This window comes from Streptomyces ovatisporus, from assembly GCF_042653885.1.
In the GTDB taxonomy this organism is placed as follows: Bacteria; Actinomycetota; Actinomycetes; order Streptomycetales; family Streptomycetaceae; genus Streptomyces; species Streptomyces ovatisporus.
Genome location: NZ_JBHSFH010000007.1, coordinates 324,892 through 341,046, shown reverse-complemented (window position 1 = coordinate 341,046; position 16,155 = coordinate 324,892). Strand labels below are relative to the sequence as shown.

The 16,155-nt window shown below is 70.7% G+C and carries 13 protein-coding genes; 3 read left to right on the top strand and 10 right to left on the bottom strand.

Features of this window, described 5'->3' with window-relative positions:
- Positions 1-6: 6 nt before the first annotated feature.
- Positions 7-1,137 carry a helix-turn-helix transcriptional regulator gene (locus ACFPA8_RS15345; protein WP_386448419.1) on the bottom strand — a complete coding sequence of 377 codons (1,131 nt, stop codon included), beginning with the start codon at positions 1,135-1,137 and terminating at the stop codon, positions 7-9.
- A gap of 102 nt (positions 1,138-1,239) precedes the next feature.
- On the opposite strand from ACFPA8_RS15345, the gene ACFPA8_RS15340 reads away from it, so the two are divergent.
- Both ACFPA8_RS15340 and ACFPA8_RS15335 read left to right on the top strand, forming a co-directional pair.
- Entirely contained in the window at positions 1,240-1,908 is a 669-nt protein-coding gene (locus tag ACFPA8_RS15340; RefSeq protein WP_386448416.1) for a TIGR03086 family metal-binding protein, read from the top strand.
- Positions 1,901-3,280 (top strand): FAD-binding oxidoreductase, encoded by a 1,380-nt coding sequence (locus tag ACFPA8_RS15335; RefSeq protein WP_386448413.1) that lies wholly within the window; start codon positions 1,901-1,903, stop codon positions 3,278-3,280. Before ACFPA8_RS15340 ends, ACFPA8_RS15335 begins: the two co-directional genes overlap by 8 nt.
- A gap of 195 nt (positions 3,281-3,475) precedes the next feature.
- Here the strand turns inward: ACFPA8_RS15335 and efeB are convergent, their stop codons facing one another.
- The 6 genes from efeB to ACFPA8_RS15305 form a co-directional block, all read right to left on the bottom strand.
- On the bottom strand, positions 3,476-4,744 hold the full coding sequence (gene efeB, locus ACFPA8_RS15330; protein ID WP_386448410.1) for an iron uptake transporter deferrochelatase/peroxidase subunit: 1,269 nt from the start codon (positions 4,742-4,744) through the stop codon (positions 3,476-3,478).
- 240 nt (positions 4,745-4,984) lie between these two features.
- Positions 4,985-7,150 carry a copper resistance CopC/CopD family protein gene (locus ACFPA8_RS15325; protein ID WP_386448407.1) on the bottom strand — a complete coding sequence of 722 codons (2,166 nt, stop codon included), beginning with the start codon at positions 7,148-7,150 and terminating at the stop codon, positions 4,985-4,987.
- Between the two features lie 11 nt (positions 7,151-7,161).
- Positions 7,162-7,686, bottom strand: coding sequence for a copper chaperone PCu(A)C (locus ACFPA8_RS15320; RefSeq protein ID WP_386448404.1), 525 nt, complete (start codon positions 7,684-7,686; stop codon positions 7,162-7,164).
- Complete coding sequence (locus tag ACFPA8_RS15315; protein WP_386448401.1) at positions 7,683-8,357, bottom strand: SCO family protein; 675 nt, start codon at positions 8,355-8,357, stop codon at positions 7,683-7,685. The genes ACFPA8_RS15320 and ACFPA8_RS15315 overlap by 4 nt, the downstream gene beginning before the upstream one ends.
- 258 nt (positions 8,358-8,615) lie before the next feature.
- The gene (locus tag ACFPA8_RS15310) at positions 8,616-9,341 is read right to left on the bottom strand and encodes a YcnI family copper-binding membrane protein (protein ID WP_386448398.1); all 726 of its coding nucleotides are present in this window, start codon (positions 9,339-9,341) and stop codon (positions 8,616-8,618) included.
- A 109-nt stretch (positions 9,342-9,450) separates the two neighbouring features.
- Positions 9,451-10,344: a hypothetical protein gene (locus ACFPA8_RS15305; protein ID WP_386448396.1), complete on the bottom strand. Its 894-nt coding sequence runs from the start codon at positions 10,342-10,344 to the stop codon at positions 9,451-9,453.
- A gap of 344 nt (positions 10,345-10,688) precedes the next feature.
- Between ACFPA8_RS15305 and ACFPA8_RS15300 the strand changes: the two genes are divergently transcribed.
- A complete protein-coding gene (locus ACFPA8_RS15300; protein ID WP_386448393.1) occupies positions 10,689-11,174 on the top strand; it encodes an ATP-binding protein in 486 nt (161 codons plus the stop codon).
- 33 nt (positions 11,175-11,207) lie between these two features.
- Here the strand turns inward: ACFPA8_RS15300 and ACFPA8_RS15295 are convergent, their stop codons facing one another.
- From ACFPA8_RS15295 to ACFPA8_RS15285, 3 genes are all read right to left on the bottom strand, one after another.
- A complete protein-coding gene (locus ACFPA8_RS15295) occupies positions 11,208-12,209 on the bottom strand; it encodes a PP2C family protein-serine/threonine phosphatase (protein WP_386449458.1) in 1,002 nt (333 codons plus the stop codon).
- Between the two features lie 245 nt (positions 12,210-12,454).
- The gene (locus tag ACFPA8_RS15290) at positions 12,455-13,930 is read right to left on the bottom strand and encodes an aminopeptidase P family protein (RefSeq protein ID WP_386449456.1); all 1,476 of its coding nucleotides are present in this window, start codon (positions 13,928-13,930) and stop codon (positions 12,455-12,457) included.
- A 183-nt stretch (positions 13,931-14,113) separates the two neighbouring features.
- Positions 14,114-15,658, bottom strand: coding sequence for a PP2C family protein-serine/threonine phosphatase (locus tag ACFPA8_RS15285; protein WP_386448390.1), 1,545 nt, complete (start codon positions 15,656-15,658; stop codon positions 14,114-14,116).
- Positions 15,659-16,155: the final 497 nt, after the last annotated feature.

Here is a 16,155-nt window from a genome sequence, read left to right as displayed (position 1 = left end):
TCACACTCAAGCTGACTGTGAGATCGGCGCATCCCCGTCCGTCGCGTAGAGCGCACTGACGGCGGCGGCAGCGCGGGCGAGTTCAGCCCGCGCTGCCGCCGGTTCGAGGACCTCGACGTCCGGGCCGAACTGGAGCAGCTGACGGACGGCGCGCAGCACGGGGTAGGCAAGACGGACGGTCACCCAGGTGTGCTCCGGATCGCCGTCTTCGGCTGTGTCCCAGGCTGTCTCTCCGGCACTGTCCCCGACCTCGGCGGCATCCCCGACGGCGGCATCCCCGGTCCTTGCGGTGTCCCCTTCCGCCGTTCCGTCCCCACCCGCGTCGGCACTCGCGGGGACACCGTCGCCGTCCGTACCGAGCAGGAAGGGCCCGACGATGCGCCGGAACATCTCCAGACGGGACTGCCGCACCCTCGCCCTGACCGGGACGTCCGGAGCCCAGCTCTCCACCTGTCGCCGCAACTCCTCCCAGACGTCGCCCAGTTCGACACCTTCCCTGCGCCGCACGGGCACCTCGGTCACGTTCGCGTGCTGGACGCGGTCCGCGCGGAAGAGCTGCGGCCGTCCACGGCGGTCGGCGACGAGGTACCAGGTGCCGGCCTTCGCCACGAGCCCGTACGGGTCGACGGTGTAGTGGTGCGTGCGCGTCTCTCCGCCGTGCCGGTAGCGGATGTGCAGGCGCCGGTCGGCGAAGACAGCTGTCGTGAGGACGTCCAGGTCGACGGCGGGCTGCTGTCCGCTCAGCCAGCGTTCCGGGTCCACGAGGATGCGCCGGCTGGTCAGTTCGGCGGCTGGTCTGTGCGGTGCCGGCAGCGCGGCCATCACCTTGCGCAGGGCGGAGCCGAGTGCGCTGTCCAGGCCGAGCGCCGAGTGTGTGCCCTGCGCGGTGAGGACGAACAGCGCGCGCGCCTCGTCGGCGGTGAGGCCCGTGACGTCCGTGCGGAACCCCGGCAGGAGGGAGATGCCGCCGTGCCTGCCTCGTTCCGCGTACACGGGGACGCCCGTCGCCGAGAGCGATTCGACGTCGCGGTAGATGGTGCGCGTGGAGACCTCGAGCCGTCTGGCCAGTTCGTCGGCGGGCACCCGTGAGCGGGTCTGGAGCAGCAGCAGGATCGAGAGCAGTCGGTCCGACTTCACGTGTTCCACACTGCCGGAAAACTTGACGGTATGTGTCAGGAAAACCGGGGAAGCTCAGCACGTCCAACGACAGGACAGATGCCGCAATAAAGGAGATGCTTCATGAATTCCTCCGCCCCCGGCCCGGATGGAGCCCCGGCTCCGGACCCGTCCGCCGACCCCCGTCCCGTGTACGAACGGGCAGCGCGCCAGATGGCCTTCCTGTTCGACTCGGTGCGTCCCGCGCAGTTGGCCGATCCGACGCCCTGCCCGGACTTCAGCGTCGGCGCCCTGCTGAGCCACGTGGTCGGGGGAACGCTCCGCATCGCGCAGGTCGGGGAGGGCGGCGGGCCCGGGGAGGTCGATCCGGACGCGGAGGTGGACTCGGGGGTGTCGGGCGTCGCGGACGACGCCTGGCCGGCGGCGTACGCGGAGGCCCGCGAACGGTTCAGCGCGGCCTGGGCGGACGACGCGAAGCTCGACGCCGTGGTCACCGTTCCGTGGGGGACGATGCCCGGCCGGTTCGCACTCGCGGGCAGTGTGATGGAGGTGGTCACCCACGCGTGGGACCTGGCGCAGGCCCTGGGCAGGCGTACGGAACTCGACAACGGACTGGCGGAGTTCGCCCTCGCGGTCGCCAAGCAGGCCGCGCCCGCGGAACGCCGCGGCGGGGACGTCCCGTTCGGTCCGGCCGTGCCCCCACCCGAAGGGGCGGACGCGTACGACGAACTGGCGGCCTGGCTCGGGCGCAGCTGGACGCCTGCCGGCTCTGCGGACGGGTCGCATGGCTGACCGCGCCACCGTCAGCCCGGTGCCGTTCCCCACCGGCCGTGTACGGGGCCGGGTCCTGCTGCCGGACGACGACGCGTACAGCGAGGAATGCTCCGGTTTCCAGGCCGGTTACCGGCACTGCCCGGACGTGGTCGTCTGTGCCGCCGATGCGGAGGACGTACGCACAGCGGTGCGGCACGCAGCAGCGCACGAACTTCCGTTCGCAGTGCAGGCCACCGGCCATGGACTCGGGACGGCACTGGACGGCGGGGTGCTGGTGAGTACGCGCCGGATGACGGACATCCACGTGGACGCCGCGGCCCGTACCGCGCGGATCGGTGCCGGCGTGCGCTGGGGCCAGGTGATCGAGGAGGCGGCCCGGTTCGGTCTGGCACCGTTGAGCGGTTCGGGGCCGGGGGTCGGTGCCGTCTCGTACACCCTCAACGGCGGTGTGGGCCTGCTCGCACGGCAGTACGGCTATGCGGCCGATCATGTGCGGAGTCTCGACGTCGTCACCTCCGACACGCGTCTGCGCCACGTCACCGAGGACAGTGACCCGGAGCTGTTCTGGGCGTTGCGCGGAGGCGGCGGCCGGGGCGGCTTCGGCGTGGTGACGGGGCTGGAGATCGGTCTGATGCCCGTCGAGCAGTTCTACGGCGGCCAGTTGCTCTTCGACGGCGAGCTCGCCGAGGACGTCGTCGAAGGGTGGCGGGCGTGGACGCCGACGGTCCCGGAAGAGCTGACGTCGTCGGTGACCCTGCTCGACTACCCGGACATTCCCGTCCTGCCGGAGCACCTCCGCGGACGGTACGTGGCGCAGGTGCAGATCGCGTACAACGGTCTGCAGGCCGACGGGGAGCGTCTGGTGGACCCGCTGCGCGCGATCGGGCCGCGTCTGGCGGAGACCCTGCGGACGATGCCGTACTCCGAGTCGGCCGGTGTGTACAACGAACCCGACCGGCCGCACGGTTACGCGGGCGGCAACGTGCTGCTCGGCGGGGAGCTGCCGGATGCGGGGGTGCTGCGTTCCGTGCTGGAGCTGACCGGCCCGCGGGCCCCGGCGATGACTGTGCTCAGCCTGCGTCATCTGGGCGGTGCGCTCGGCCGGGAACCGGAGGTGCCGAACGCCGTGGGACACAGGGACGCCGGCTGTCTGCTGGTGGTGCTGTCGGTGACGGAGGGCGCCGCCCTCGCCGAACTCGGTGCACTGCACGAGCGCGTGTTCGAACTGGTGGAGCCCTGGACGGTCGGCTCGAACCGCAACTTCCGATACGGACGGGCCGCCCGGACGACGCCCGGCGGGGTGCGGGCCGCCCACGACACCGGGCACCACCGTCGTCTGACGGGCATCAAGGCGCTTGTCGATCCGGTGAACCTCTTCGGGAGAGTCTGAACTCCGCGAGGGGCCCTCAGCGCCGGAAACGCCACTCCGCCGGGACGGGAACCCGGTGACCGGCGGGGCCGGCGGGCTCTCGTCGTCGTACCGACCGAGTCCGCCGGCCACCGCGCGTCGCCCCAGGTGCCCCCGCTGTTCGGTGCCCCGCCTGACGGGAACCGCGTGACCAGCCGGCAGCAGCGGCAAAGGGGGTCACCCCTCCAGGAGCCGCTGCCCCACGTACTCGCCCTTCGCGGGGCCGCCCGGCACCGCGAAGAGTCCGCTCGCCTCGTGCCGGATGAACCTCGAGAGGGCGTCTCCGCGGTCGAGTTTGCGCTGCACCGGTACGAAACCGCGCTGCGGATCGGCCTGCCAGGCGATGAAGAGCAGCCCCGCATCGGGTGCACCGTCGTCGCGGAAGCCGTCGTGGTACGAGAAGGGGCGGCGGAGCATGGCGGCGCCACCGTTCGTCTCGGGCGCGGTGACCCGTACGTGGGCGTCGGCTGCGATCGCGGGGGAGCCGTCCGGACCGCGCTTCTCGAGGTCGGGTTCGGTCTTCTCGCTGCCGCCGCTGAGAGGAGCACCGTCGGACTTGCGCCTGCCGATGACCTTCTCCTGTTCGGTCAGCGACCTCTCGTCCCAGTCGTCGAGGAGCATCCGGATGCGCCGTACGACGGCGTAGGACCCGCCCGCCATCCACTCCGGGGACGCGGCACCCGGTTTCGCACCGGAGCCGGGGACGAAGACCCGTTCGGCGAAGTCCGCCTCGGACGGCTTGGGGTTCCGGGTGCCGTCGATCTGCCCCATGAGGTTCCGGGTGGTCATCGGACGGGGGGTGGCACCGGGCGTGCGGTTGAATCCGTTCATCTGCCAGCGCACGCGGGCGGTTCCCTCGGCCTGACGCTGCACCTCACGCAGGGCGTCGAAGGCGACGAGTCCGTCGTCGGCTCCGATCTGCACCCACAGGTCACCCTCCGAACGGCCCTTCTCCAGAGCGTCGTTGGAGAAATCCGGAAGGGGCGCCAGCTCCGTGGGCAGCTGCTTCCCGAGCTTCGTACGGGCGAAGAAGCTGCGCCCGAAACCGAAGGTCACGGTGAGCGAGCAGGGCCCCGCGTCCAGCGCGATGCCGGTGTTGCGCGCGGGGGACTCGCCCTCCATCAGCTCCCGCGCCGTCGTCGACCAGCGCCGCAGCAGTGCCGCGGCCTGCTTGCGGCCGGCACCGGAGACGAGGTCGAAGGCGATCAGGTGTCCGAAGGCCTGCACCGGCGTGGTGATGCCCGCCTGGTGGGTTCCGTGGAACGGCACGCGCGTCGAGCCGACGCTGGTGAGGGGGGTGGGCGCTTTCGGTGCCTGCTGCGCCGTGGCCTGCGCGACAGCGCCGCCTGTTGCGCCGTGTGCGATGCCGGTGGCGCCGACAGCGCCGACCTGGCTGACGAGGCGGCGCCGTGAGACGCGCTGTGGTTCGTTGTCGTGCTGGGTCATGGGAGTCCTAGCGAGTTCCGGGGACGACGGTTCTCAGCCGCACGGCCACAATTACCTCAGCGCAGGCGCGTGTTCCCGTGCGCGCCCGGACGTGAGGGTGTGCGGTTGGGGTGGTTCTGCCCATCTTCGCGTTCATCGGGGCTTTCCTATCGGATCTTCGTCTCGGTGGGTCGTGCGGACGGGAGGACGCTCCCACGGTGCCCGGGTCCGTACGGCGAGGGCCGTACGGACCCGGGGCGGTCAGTCGATCTGCACCGTTATCGTCTCGGTGACCTGGTCGATGTCGGACGTACGGATGGTCAGCGCGACCTTCCACCGGCCGGCAAGGGGAACCTGGACGACCTCTGAACGCCAGCGGTTCTTCTTGTCGTTGATCGTTTCGAACGGCACCGAGATCGGTCCGAGGTCCTGCAGGGGGAGCCGGAGGGCGGCCTTCACTTCCGAGGCTTCCAGCGGTCTGCCTCCCGGGCCCTTCGTGATCACTCGCAGCGAGTTGCCACCCGCTTGGCCCGGCGTGATCCACAGTTCGGCGGTGCCCTTGCCCTTCGGCCCACCGGTGTCGAAGGGGATCTTCTCCTTCACGGGGCCGAGGCGCTTCTGTGCCGCTTCGGCCGCCGCTGCGCTCCCCGCCCGGGCCAGCTCCTCCGTGCGGCCGGGTTCGGTGCTGGTCAGGCCGGTCGTCACGGCCAGCAGTACGACGGCGATACCGGCTTCGACGAGCACGGAACGGCGAAGGGCGCCACGTTCCGGGTCCGACTGGCGGGACTTCTTGCGGCGAGCGCTCTCGATCGCTGCGCGCTGCCGCGCGAGCTGTGCGGCGCGTACGGCTCCGGAACCGGCCCCGGAACCGGAACCGGCCCCGGAGTCTTCGCTCCTCCCGGTCCCAGCGGTTCCGACAGCGACGGGTTCGGCCTCGCGCACAGGGGGCTCGGCATCCGCGCAGTGCTCGGCGTCCTCTGCATCGTCTGCGTTGTCTGCGTCGTCGGCGGCTCTCGTGCCCGCTGCGTCCTGGGCGTCGCTGTGCACCTCACCGAGGCGCCCCACCAGGTGCCGTGACGCCCGGGCGACTGCGATGAGCAGAATGATCAGAGCCACCTTGGCCAGCAGCAGCTTCCCGTACGGAGTCCCGGTGAGCGCGCTGAAGGACCCGACTTGACGCCAGGACTGGTACAGCCCCGTCGCCACCAGCGTCACCACACTGCCGAACGCGATCTGCGAGAAGCGCTGCACAGTGCTGCGAGAGGGCTGCGGTCCCCAGTGGAGGCAGGTGAGCAGGGACGCCAGTCCGCCCAGCCACGCCGCCACCGCGAGCATGTGCACCACGTCGACGGGCATGGCCACGGCGGTCTGGAGTCCTGCGGAGGCGTGCTCGGCCATGGCCCAGGTCGCCGCCAGTCCCACTGCGACGACGCCGCCGCCGAGGCAGAGCCCGAGAGTGACGTCGCGGTTCGGCCCGTCCGCCGTCGCTGTTCCTTCTGCCGTTCCCTCTGCGGTCCTCTCTCCCTGTTTCTGCTCCGGCTTCTCCGCAGCCGGTTCCTGCTCGTCCCCCTGCGCCGTCTCCTCCGTGTGACTCCGCCCGTACGAGCCGAACAGCACCGCGATGATCACTGCGGACGTGCCGAGCAGCAGCAGTCGCGAGGCGAGGGCGGCGCCGGGTTTGGTCCCGAAGACGGCCTTCAGCCCGTCCAGGTCGAAGATCTCGCTCAGCGACCCGGTGTTCACGTAGGAGTTGCGCAGCAGGAGCATCAGCAGCGTGGCCGCCGTGAGTGTCATCCAGCCGGTCACCACGAGCCGCTGCAGACGACGCGCTGATGCTTCGCGCGGCCGGCAGGCGATCACGAAGCCCGCGCCTCCCACGAGCAGGATGAAACCCGCGTAGGCCGCGTACCGTCCTGTCTGATAAGCCGCGTCGACCAGCCCCGTCTCGGAGTCCCCGCCGCCGCTTCCCACGTCCGCCTTCGTCGCGGACGGTGCCCCGACCGAGAAGGTGAAGGCCCCGGACACGGGATGGCTGTCGGCGGAGACAGCTCGCCAGGCGACTGTGTAAGTCCCCTTCGGCACATCGGACTTGAGGCCGACTGCCCGTTCGACCTTGCTGCCCTGGACGACGCGTACCTTGTTCTTGTCGACGCGCTTGCCGTCCGGCCCGAGCACCCTGATCGAACCGTCCGACATCGACACCTCCTCGGAGTAGGTCACGCGGACCTCCCGGGGAGCGCTGTCCACCACCGCCCCTTCCGTGGGACTGCTGTCGGTCTGCACCGCGTGCGCGGAAGCAGGAGCGGCGCTGCCCAGTACGGCGATCAGCGCGAACAGAACCGCGCACAGAGCGATCGACAGCGGCCGCAGCAACGGGCTGAGCGAGGTGTGCGCAGTGCACGTCGTGGCCCGAGTGGTGAACAGCACGAGTCAGTCCCTCATTTCTCCGGTACGTGGTTGGTCGCCTTGACCGGCATCGAGAGCTCGACGGGGTCGGACTTCTCGAAGTGGAGCGTCACGGGCACCTTCTCGCCCTTCACCGGCTTCCGCTCCGGTTTGAGGAACATGATGTGATTTCCGCCGCGGCTCAGCCGCAGCTCCCCGTCAGCCGGTACGTCCATCGACTTCACGCGCTGCATCTGCTGGTCCACCGTCTTGTGTAGCTGCGCCTCTTCGAACGCACTGCTCTCGACCGACGTCAGCTTGTCCGCCGTGGCGCTGTCGTTCCGCACGACGAGGAAGCCCCCGGCCATGTCGGACGTCACCGGCTCGGGCAGGTAGGCGCCTTCGACGGTGAGCCGCGGCGCGGAGTCCGAACCCGAGCCCTTGGCTCCGGCGCCGGATTCCTCGCCGGAGCCGCACGCGGACAGCGCGAGCAGCACGGCGGCCGTTCCTGCCAGAACGGCCGTTCGGAGACTGCGGCCGGTGCGGTGGCCCCGGGCCGGGTGGAGCGTGGCACTCACGGGTTCTCCCCCTTGATGATCTCGGGGAGTTCCTTCTCCAGGATCTGCGGGGACGTGTTGCCCTCGGTGTAGAGGACGTGCGCCTTGTCGTCCTTCGGCGAGAAGGCCAGCAACTGCGCCCCGTGCGTGGAGACGATGTCGCCGTTCTTCTTCTTGTAGGCCGGCTCGATGCTGATTCCTGCCGTGCGGGCTCCCGCCTGGATCGTGTCGAAGTCACCGGTGAGCCCCACGAAGGAAGGGTCCTGGCCGCGCAGCCAGCTGCCCAGTTCCTCGGGGTTGTCGCGCTTGGGGTCGGACGTGACGAAGACGACCTTCAGCTCCTTCTTCTGCTCCGCGGTCAGCTTCGACCTCGCTACGGCGATGTTGCTCATCGTCAGCGGGCAGACGTCCGGGCAGTGGGTGTAGCCGAAGTACAGCAGCACCGGCTTGCCCTTGGTCTCGTCGATCAGGTCGTACTCCTCGCCCTTGGTGTCCGTGAGGGTGAGGTCCGGCTTGTCGAAGGGCTGGTCGAGTACCGTCCCGCCCTTCTTCTGCGGTTCGGCGGAGGCGACGGCCTTGTCCTCGTCGCCCGTGCCCTTGCCACTCGCACCGGAGTCTCCGCCGCACGCCGACAGGGCGAGGGCGGCGGTCGCAGCGAGAGCGACCGCGGAGAGGGTTCTTGTCTTACGCATGTAGCACTTGCCTTCTGACTTCCTGTTCGTCGGCAGCCGCCCTGCGGCTTGGTCATGCGGTTCGCGGTCCGCGGTCCGTGGTTCGTGGTTCGCAGTCCTCGGGTCGGTCCCCGTGGGCAGTACGGAGAGCAGCGCACTCCGCGGCCTGCCGGGGGAGGGCGCCCGTACCCGCGCAGCCGCACGCGTACGGGCGCCCGGCAGCCCAGTCAGGAACCCTGGTGGGAGTCCGGCCGGGCCACCCCGCATCCGAGGCCCCGGTCAGGCGCTCCTGCGCCGCCCGGCGAGCACGCCGAAGGCCACGCCCGCGATGCCCACGACGATGCCTGCGACACCGAGGACGCGTGCGGTGGTGTCCGTACCGCTCTCGGCGCCGCCCTTCGCCTCGGCCGCGACGTCCGCCGAGGTCTGCTCCGTGCCCGCGCCGTTCTTGGCGTCGGACCCGGACGCCGCGGCCGGCGCCAGCTTCAGCACCGGGGCGGGGCTCTCCGGCTCGGGCTGCCCTTCCTTCGGCTCCTCGATCCAGCGCACGACCTCGTCGTCGTCGTACGTCTGCAGGGCCTTGAACACGATCTGGTCGGCGTCCTTCGGCAACTCCCCCATGGAGACGGGGAACTGCTGGAACTCGCCCTTGCCGATCTTGCCGCCGGTCCAGGTGAGCTTGGTGACGGCTTCGGTGATCTTCTCGCCGTGCATCTCGATCGGCTTGTCCAGCTCGGACTTGGTGACCTTCACGTCCCAGCCGGGCACCGGCTGCGGCATGACGGACGCGAGCGGGTGGTCGGTCGGGATGCTGATCTCGAGCTTGGTGGTGGCGGCGTCGTCCCGCTCGTTGGGGACCTTGAAGTTCACGACGCCGTAGCCGCCCTGCTCGGCCTCCTCGGGGTCGACGCCGACGTGCGCGAGCGCGGGCCCGGCGCACAGCATGACGGTGGTGGCTGCGAGGGCGCCGACGGCGGTGAGACGACGGCGTGGAGTGCTCTGCATGGTGTGTTGCTCCTGAATGCCAGGACGGAACGCGGATCGGAAAACGGATCAGCACAGGACTGGGTGCGCGGCGAGGCGCACGCCGTCGTTCCGTCGTGGGCGCCGTGCGTCAGGCCGCGAGTCCGTAGGTCTCTTGCCGCGGCTGTTCCGGCGGTCCGCGCCGGTGCACGGAGTGGTCCAGCAGTACGGAGCGCGGCTCACGTTGGTCGCATGCGCGGATGCCGCAGACGACGCGTCCGGGAAGCTGCGGCAGGGACCTGCCGCTCATCGCCCGGACGCACGCGAACGCCGTGCCCAGCGCACGCGCGTGGGCGGCGGCGGTGCGCGCCGAGCGGGCGGAGAGCCGGACCAGCTGCCACAGCGCTGCTTCGCCGCGGCGCAGCAGCCAGCCCAGGGCGAGCGCGGCAACCAGGTGGGCGAGGAGCATCGGCCCGTCGAAGAGGGAGAGTGCGACGTCGGCCGCGGTGCGCAGGCACTCCAGCGGGGTGTCCGCCGCGGACGCGGCGGCACCGGCGGCCTCGTGCCCTGCCCCCGTGCCTGTCCCCGGGTGGTGCGCGGCGTGCTGACCGGCGTGGTGGGCGGCGTGTCCGTGCTCGGGCACGGACGACCCCGCCTGGCCGCCGAGCCGGGCCGGGTCCAGCCCGGCGTCGGAGACGACGCGGCGGGCACGCGCTTCGCTGATGCTCCCCGCGGACTGATCACCGCAGAGCAACTGCGCGGCGAGACTCCGCAGACCCGCGCCGCTCCCGGGGGCGGTGACGCCGTGGGAGGAATGGGCAGAGGGAGCGGCGGAAGCCGTCACAGACCTCGTACCGCCGCACGAGAAAAGCATGTGGAGCGCTATCTGTCCGCCCGCGAGCAGTGCGGCGATCCCTGGCAGCGAGCGTTCACGCCCGGCCAGCGGTGCCGCGATCACGAAGACGGCGACGCAGGCGACACCGATCGTCCAGAGCGGTACGCGACCACCGCCTGTCAGCGAGTGACCGCCGGCGGACAACGTCACGCAGACCGCGGTGAACACCGCAGTCCGCAGGAGTCTGAGATCCGCCCCGGCCGTCATTGCGGCGCAATCATCTCACCGGGGACCGCCCTGCATAAGCCGGGGGTCGAAACATCCGAATCATGTGCACCGGTGCACTCCGTCCCTGCCCACACCGGTCCGGCTCCGACCGGAACGTCTGGCCGGAGCTATGTCTCTCCCCCTCCGCCACCGGCCGCGGGTCCCCCGAACGGACGGCATGCGCAGATCCATGTGCGTACGCCTCGCCCACCCCGGCAATACGTAGCCCATGGCCGGGGCGGCCTCTCGGGGCCGACCGTCGAGCCTCGGCCTGTGGAGGGTTGAGCATGAGCATGTGGTGGTGTCTCCAACTGAGGCGCGAAGCTGCCAGCGTGCCGCTCGCCCGGCGGCTGCTCGTCAACGCCATGGACAGCGCCGGTGTGGACAGCGAGATCTCCTACGAACTGTCGCTCGCACTCTCCGAAGCATGCGCGAACGCCGTGGAGCACGGGCAGGGCGAGACGTCCGAGGCGTACTGCGTGACCGCCTACCTCGACGGTGACCAGTGCCGCATCGAGGTCGCCGACTCCGGCCCCGGCTTCCGTGCCGCGGCAGCTTCACGCGCCCGCAGCGGGCCCCTCGACGCGGAGTCAGGGCGGGGGCTCGTCCTGATCGAGTCACTCGCCGACCATTTGCGCGTACAGAACAGGCCGGACCACGGCGGAGCTGTCGTCACTTTCGACAAGACGCTCAAATGGCAGCACGGTCAGGGTGGTTCGGGGAACGGGAAGCGGTCCGAGAGCGGCCCGAGCGCGCTGCTGGCGGCGGGCTGAACGCTCAGCTGTCGCTGCTCTCGACGCCTACGCCTACTGGTCGCGATACCGCAGCAGCAGCATCGCGGCGTCGTCGTGCGGCGGGGCGCCCACGTGGTCGGCGAGGTCGTGCCGCACGGAGGCGAGCACCGCGTCCGGGTCGGGGTCCTTGAAGAGGTCGCCGCGTTCGTCGATCGGATAGAACCGGTTGAACCGGTCGCGGGCCTCGCTGACGCCGTCGGTGTAGAAGAGCAGCTGGTCACCGGGGACGAACGGCACGGGGTGGGGCTCGGGCGCGGGGCCGTCCTCGAGGTCCAGGCCGAGCGGCATGGCACGCTCGGGCGGTTCCACGAAGGAGACGGAGCCGTCGGGACGGATCATCAGCGGCGCGGGATGACCGAAGTTGAGCAGGGTGGCGCCGTCCCCGTCGCGCACCTCCGCCAGCACGGCGGTCACGAACTTCTCCCCGCTCAGATGGCGCGACAGCGCACGTTCGAGCCGCTCGCCGACCGCCATCAGGTCCTTCTCGTCGTACGCGGCCTCACGGAACGCGCCCACGACGACCGCCGCCGTCTCCACCGCTTCGAGGCCCTTGCCCTGCACGTCCCCGACGATGATGCGCACGCCGGTCGGCGAGGTCACCACCTCGTACAGATCACCGCCGATGCGGGCGTCGGCCATGGCGGACGTGTAGGAGACGGCCGCCCGCAGATGCCCCGCGTTGCGCGGCACAGGCCGCAGCAGGACGCGCTGTGCGGCTTCCGCGATGGACCGTACGCTGGCCAGTTCCGCCTCGCGCCGCTGGCGCATCGCCGTCGCCGCGACCCCCGCGACGGCGACCCCGGCCACCGAGAACAGGGTCGTGTAACCGCGGCGTTCGCCGAGTTGGTCGTTGAAGATGCTCAGCATCAGCGACAGCACGAGCGCGACGACTCCGATCACCACGCTGCGGCGTACGTTTCCGATCAAGCCGGCGAACGCGGGCCCCAGCGCCATCATCGGCAGAAAACCGATGCCCGGGCCCGCGGTCACGTCGACCAGTACGACGCTGCCCATCGCCACGAAGGGCAGCGCCGCCAGCAGGCCGGGCCGGAACCGAAGCGTGACCACCGTGTGCTCTCTCCTTGACCGGGACTGGCAAGCCGGGTATCAGCAAGGTTATGCACCGTGACTGATTCCGCGCGGCAATGTGACGAAAGTAGCCCCGGAACCGGACGTACCGGAACGCCCTTGCTGTAACCCGGTACTCCGGGCACGGCACACAACTCGCGGCTGGTGCCTGCCGTCCGCCGCCCGACCGGTCAACTGCGCAGGGCGGCCATCCATTCCTCCACGTCGCCGCTGCTGCGCGGCAGCCCGGCGGAGAGATTGCGGTTGCCGTCCGCCGTCACCAGGATGTCGTCCTCGATGCGGACGCCGATCCCCCGGTACTCCTCGGGGACCGTGAGGTCGTCGGGCTGGAAGTACAGTCCGGGCTCGACGGTGAGGCACATCCCGGGCTCCAGGGTGCCCTCGGCGTACGTCTCGCGGCGGGCGGTCGCGCAGTCGTGCACGTCCATGCCCAGCATGTGACCCGTGCCGTGCAGAGTCCAGCGGCGCTGGAGCCCCAGTTCCAGGACCCGCTCCACGGGTCCGTCCAGCAGGCCCCACTCGACGAGTTTCGTCGCCAGGACGCGCTGCGCGGCGAGATGGAAGTCGAGGTACTTGGCGCCGGGCTGGACCGCCGCGATGCCTGCCTCCTGCGCCTCGTGGACCGCGTCGTAGATCTTCCGCTGCAGGTCCGTGAAGCGGCCGTTGATCGGAAGCGTGCGGGTGACGTCGGCGGTGTAGAGGGTGTGGGTCTCCACCCCCGCGTCGAGAAGCAGCAGCTCGCCGGAGCGGACGGCGCCGTCGTTGCGCACCCAGTGCAGCGTCGTGGCGTGCGGGCCGGCGGCGCAGATCGAGCCGTAGCCGATGTCGTTGCCCTCGACGCGGGCCCGGAGGAAGAACGTTCCCTCGATGTACCGCTCGGAGGTGGCCTCCGCCCTGTCCAGCACTCTGACGACGTCCTCGAAGCCGCGGACAGTCGACTCGCACGCCTTGGCCAGCTCGCCGATCTCGAAGTCGTCCTTGACGAGGCGCATCTCGGACAGGAAGACCTGCAGCTCCATGTCGCGCTCGGCGGTGACCTTGTCGTTGAGCGCCTGTTCGACAGCGGCGTCGTATCCACGCACCACGCGCACGGGACCTGCGGCGGCACGCAGCTCACCTGTGACTGTGCGGACGTCCGCACAGCTCATCCCGTACAGCTGCTGCGCCTCGCTGAGGCTGTGCCGGCGGCCGACCCACAACTCGCCCTGGCCGTCCAGCCAGAACTCGCCGTTCTCCCGGTCCGAACGCGGAAGCAGATAGAGCGTGGCTTCGTGTCCCTCGCCGGCCGGGTCCGGCTCCATGACGAGGACGCCGTCCTCGGTCTGGTCACCGGTGAGGTAGGCGTACTCCACCGAGGCGCGGAAGCTGTACTCGGTGTCGTTGGAGCGGGTCTTGAGGTTGCCCGCCGGGATCACCAGTCGCTCGCCGGGGAACCGCGCGGAGAGCCGGGCACGCCGGTCCGCGGTCTGCCCGGCCTGGGCGACGGGCTCCAGCCCGCGCAGCTCGGTGTCGGCCCAGCCGGTCTTCATGTTCTCGGCCAGCTCGTCGGAGACGGCCGGGTAGAGGCCGTTCTTCCGCTGCTTGATCGGCTGCTCGTCAGCGGGGTCCGCCACGTCTGCCTCCTCCTGGTGTTCGACCGCCTCCATCGTATGGGGGCCCACGAGCCCGCGGAAGCTGGTCATGGGGCAGGTGTGAGGGCGTACGGGCGCGGGGAGCGGTCGCCGGGCGACGCGATGGCGAGCAAGGGGTCGCCGCGAAGAGCGCGGGGCACCGGACGGGTGCCCGCGCGGGGGCCGCCGGTGCACGGACGCGCCGACGGCCGGGGAGGGTCAGAAGCGTGCGGCCAGCAGGACGACGTCCTCGGAGTCGTGCTGTCCGAAGTCGCCGGGGTGCCCGGCGAGCCCTCGGCGGCCGGACTGTCCGGTGTCGCCCTCCGGCAGCGTCGTGCGCAGCACGTGGTCGACGAGCGCGTCGGGGTCGGCCCGTACGGCCGGGGGTGCGCAGGAGGCAGCGGCGTGCAGCCTGGCGAACGCCCGGTCCATCTCCTCGCCGGTGCGGTGCAGCAGCCCGTCGCTGTAGAGCAGCAGCGTCTCGCCCTCGTACAGCGTCAGCTCCACACTGGGCGCCTCCCAGCAGGCGAGCATGCCCAGCGGTGCGGAGAGGGTCGTCTCGACGAACTCGGTGCGGTGTTCGCCGATGATCAGGGGAGGGCAGTGGCCGGCACCGGCGAGCAGCACACGACGCACGGACGGTTCGACGTAGGCGAAGAGCGCCGTGGCCGAACGCGCCGGTTCGGTCAGACGCAGCAGCAGTTCGAGGTCGGAGAGCACGGCGACCGGGTCCTCGCCCTCCATGACGGCGTACGCGCGCAGAGAGGCACGCAGCCGTCCCATCGCCGCCACCGTGCCGGGGCCGCTGCCCGTGACTCCTCCGACGGTGAGACCGAGCGCGGCGTCGGGCAGGGGCAGTGCGTCGTACCAGTCGCCTCCGCCGCCCCTGCCCGTCAGATGGCGTACGGCGGTCGTGACGCCGGGGACACGCGGCAGCCGGCTGGGGAGCAGCCCCTCGTGCAGTGCGCTCAGGTCGGCGCGGGCCCTTGCCAGTTCGAGATGCCGGGCGATCTGCTCGCTGGCGCAGCGGAGGTAGAGACCGAGCAGGTGGCGCTGGCGGGGGGTCGGCTCGGCGGGCTCGTCGTAGAGCCACACGGCGGCGCCGATGCGCGGGGAGCCTGCCGTGGCGATGCGGGTGGCGTGGCTGGCGGCGTAGCCGAGTCTGGCGGCGACCTCGCGGTGCCGTGGGTCGAGGGTGTCGTCGGTGGCGATGTCGGGGTGGGTGATCTCGGGGTAGCCGCGGTCCTCGCCGAGCCCCGGGCCCATGCCGTCGTCGGCGCTGCCGTCGGGACCGCGGGCTGCGTCCCGGCCGTCCGGCGCGGGCAGTCCGTCCAGGATGCGTGCGTACGAGGACGAGCTGCGCGGCACCGTCTCCAGTTCGCCGATGTCGGAGCGGCCCAGGCCCAGCCCGATGGTGCGTTCCGGGCTGTCGCTGTCGGCCGGTTCGAGCGCGAGGAGACCCCGCTGGGCGCCGACGAGGGTGGCTCCGGCGCGGAGCGTCTCCCGGAGAGCTTCATCGAGGGTGGCGGTCGCCGAGAGCCGCTCGGCGAGTTCCTGAAGTGTCGTCAGGTCGGTGACCCAGCTGGCCAGCCTGTCGTGGATGGCGGCGAACTGCTCTGCCGACGCATCGGAAGCGGGGGGCGCAGTTTGAGGCGGTGGGGGGATCACGGGTTTGAATCCGGCCACTTTCGACCGCTGCGGGGCGCTCACGGGAGCGTTCTCGCGCTCTGGACAGTCTCTCTGCATAGCATCGCAAACCCCCATGGCACGCTGCTCCGCTGGCAATGCACCAGATGTACACGTACCAACAACGGGATGTCCAGCATTGTCCTTGCACTACGAATGGTGTCCGTGTGCTGATGTTGACTCCACGGGCCCGTGCGGCGGTTGCACAACGTTGGCGTAAAATCGTCTCTGAGGGGCGGCATTTGCTGTCGACTGGAGCAACCCCGCACACCCGCTCGCTTCCCCGCTGTTGAGGAAGCGCAGGCCGGAGGGTCGACTCGGCAGCCGCGGGAACGGAACCCGGTGAGGGAGCGGCGCGTCATATGAGGCAGCGACCTCTCCCCTCTCCGGTTCGACGGACAGGCACAGTCGGCACGGCCAGTACGAGCGCAATACCAGGCGTCATCGAGGGCACCAGCACAGAAGGCGGCACGGCGCGCGGGCACGGTGCGTGAGCCCGCACCCGCCATGTTCCAGGCTCGGCCGTGGGATGAGATGCGCTTCTTGTGGCGCAAAGTGAGCAGTGAATGACGTGT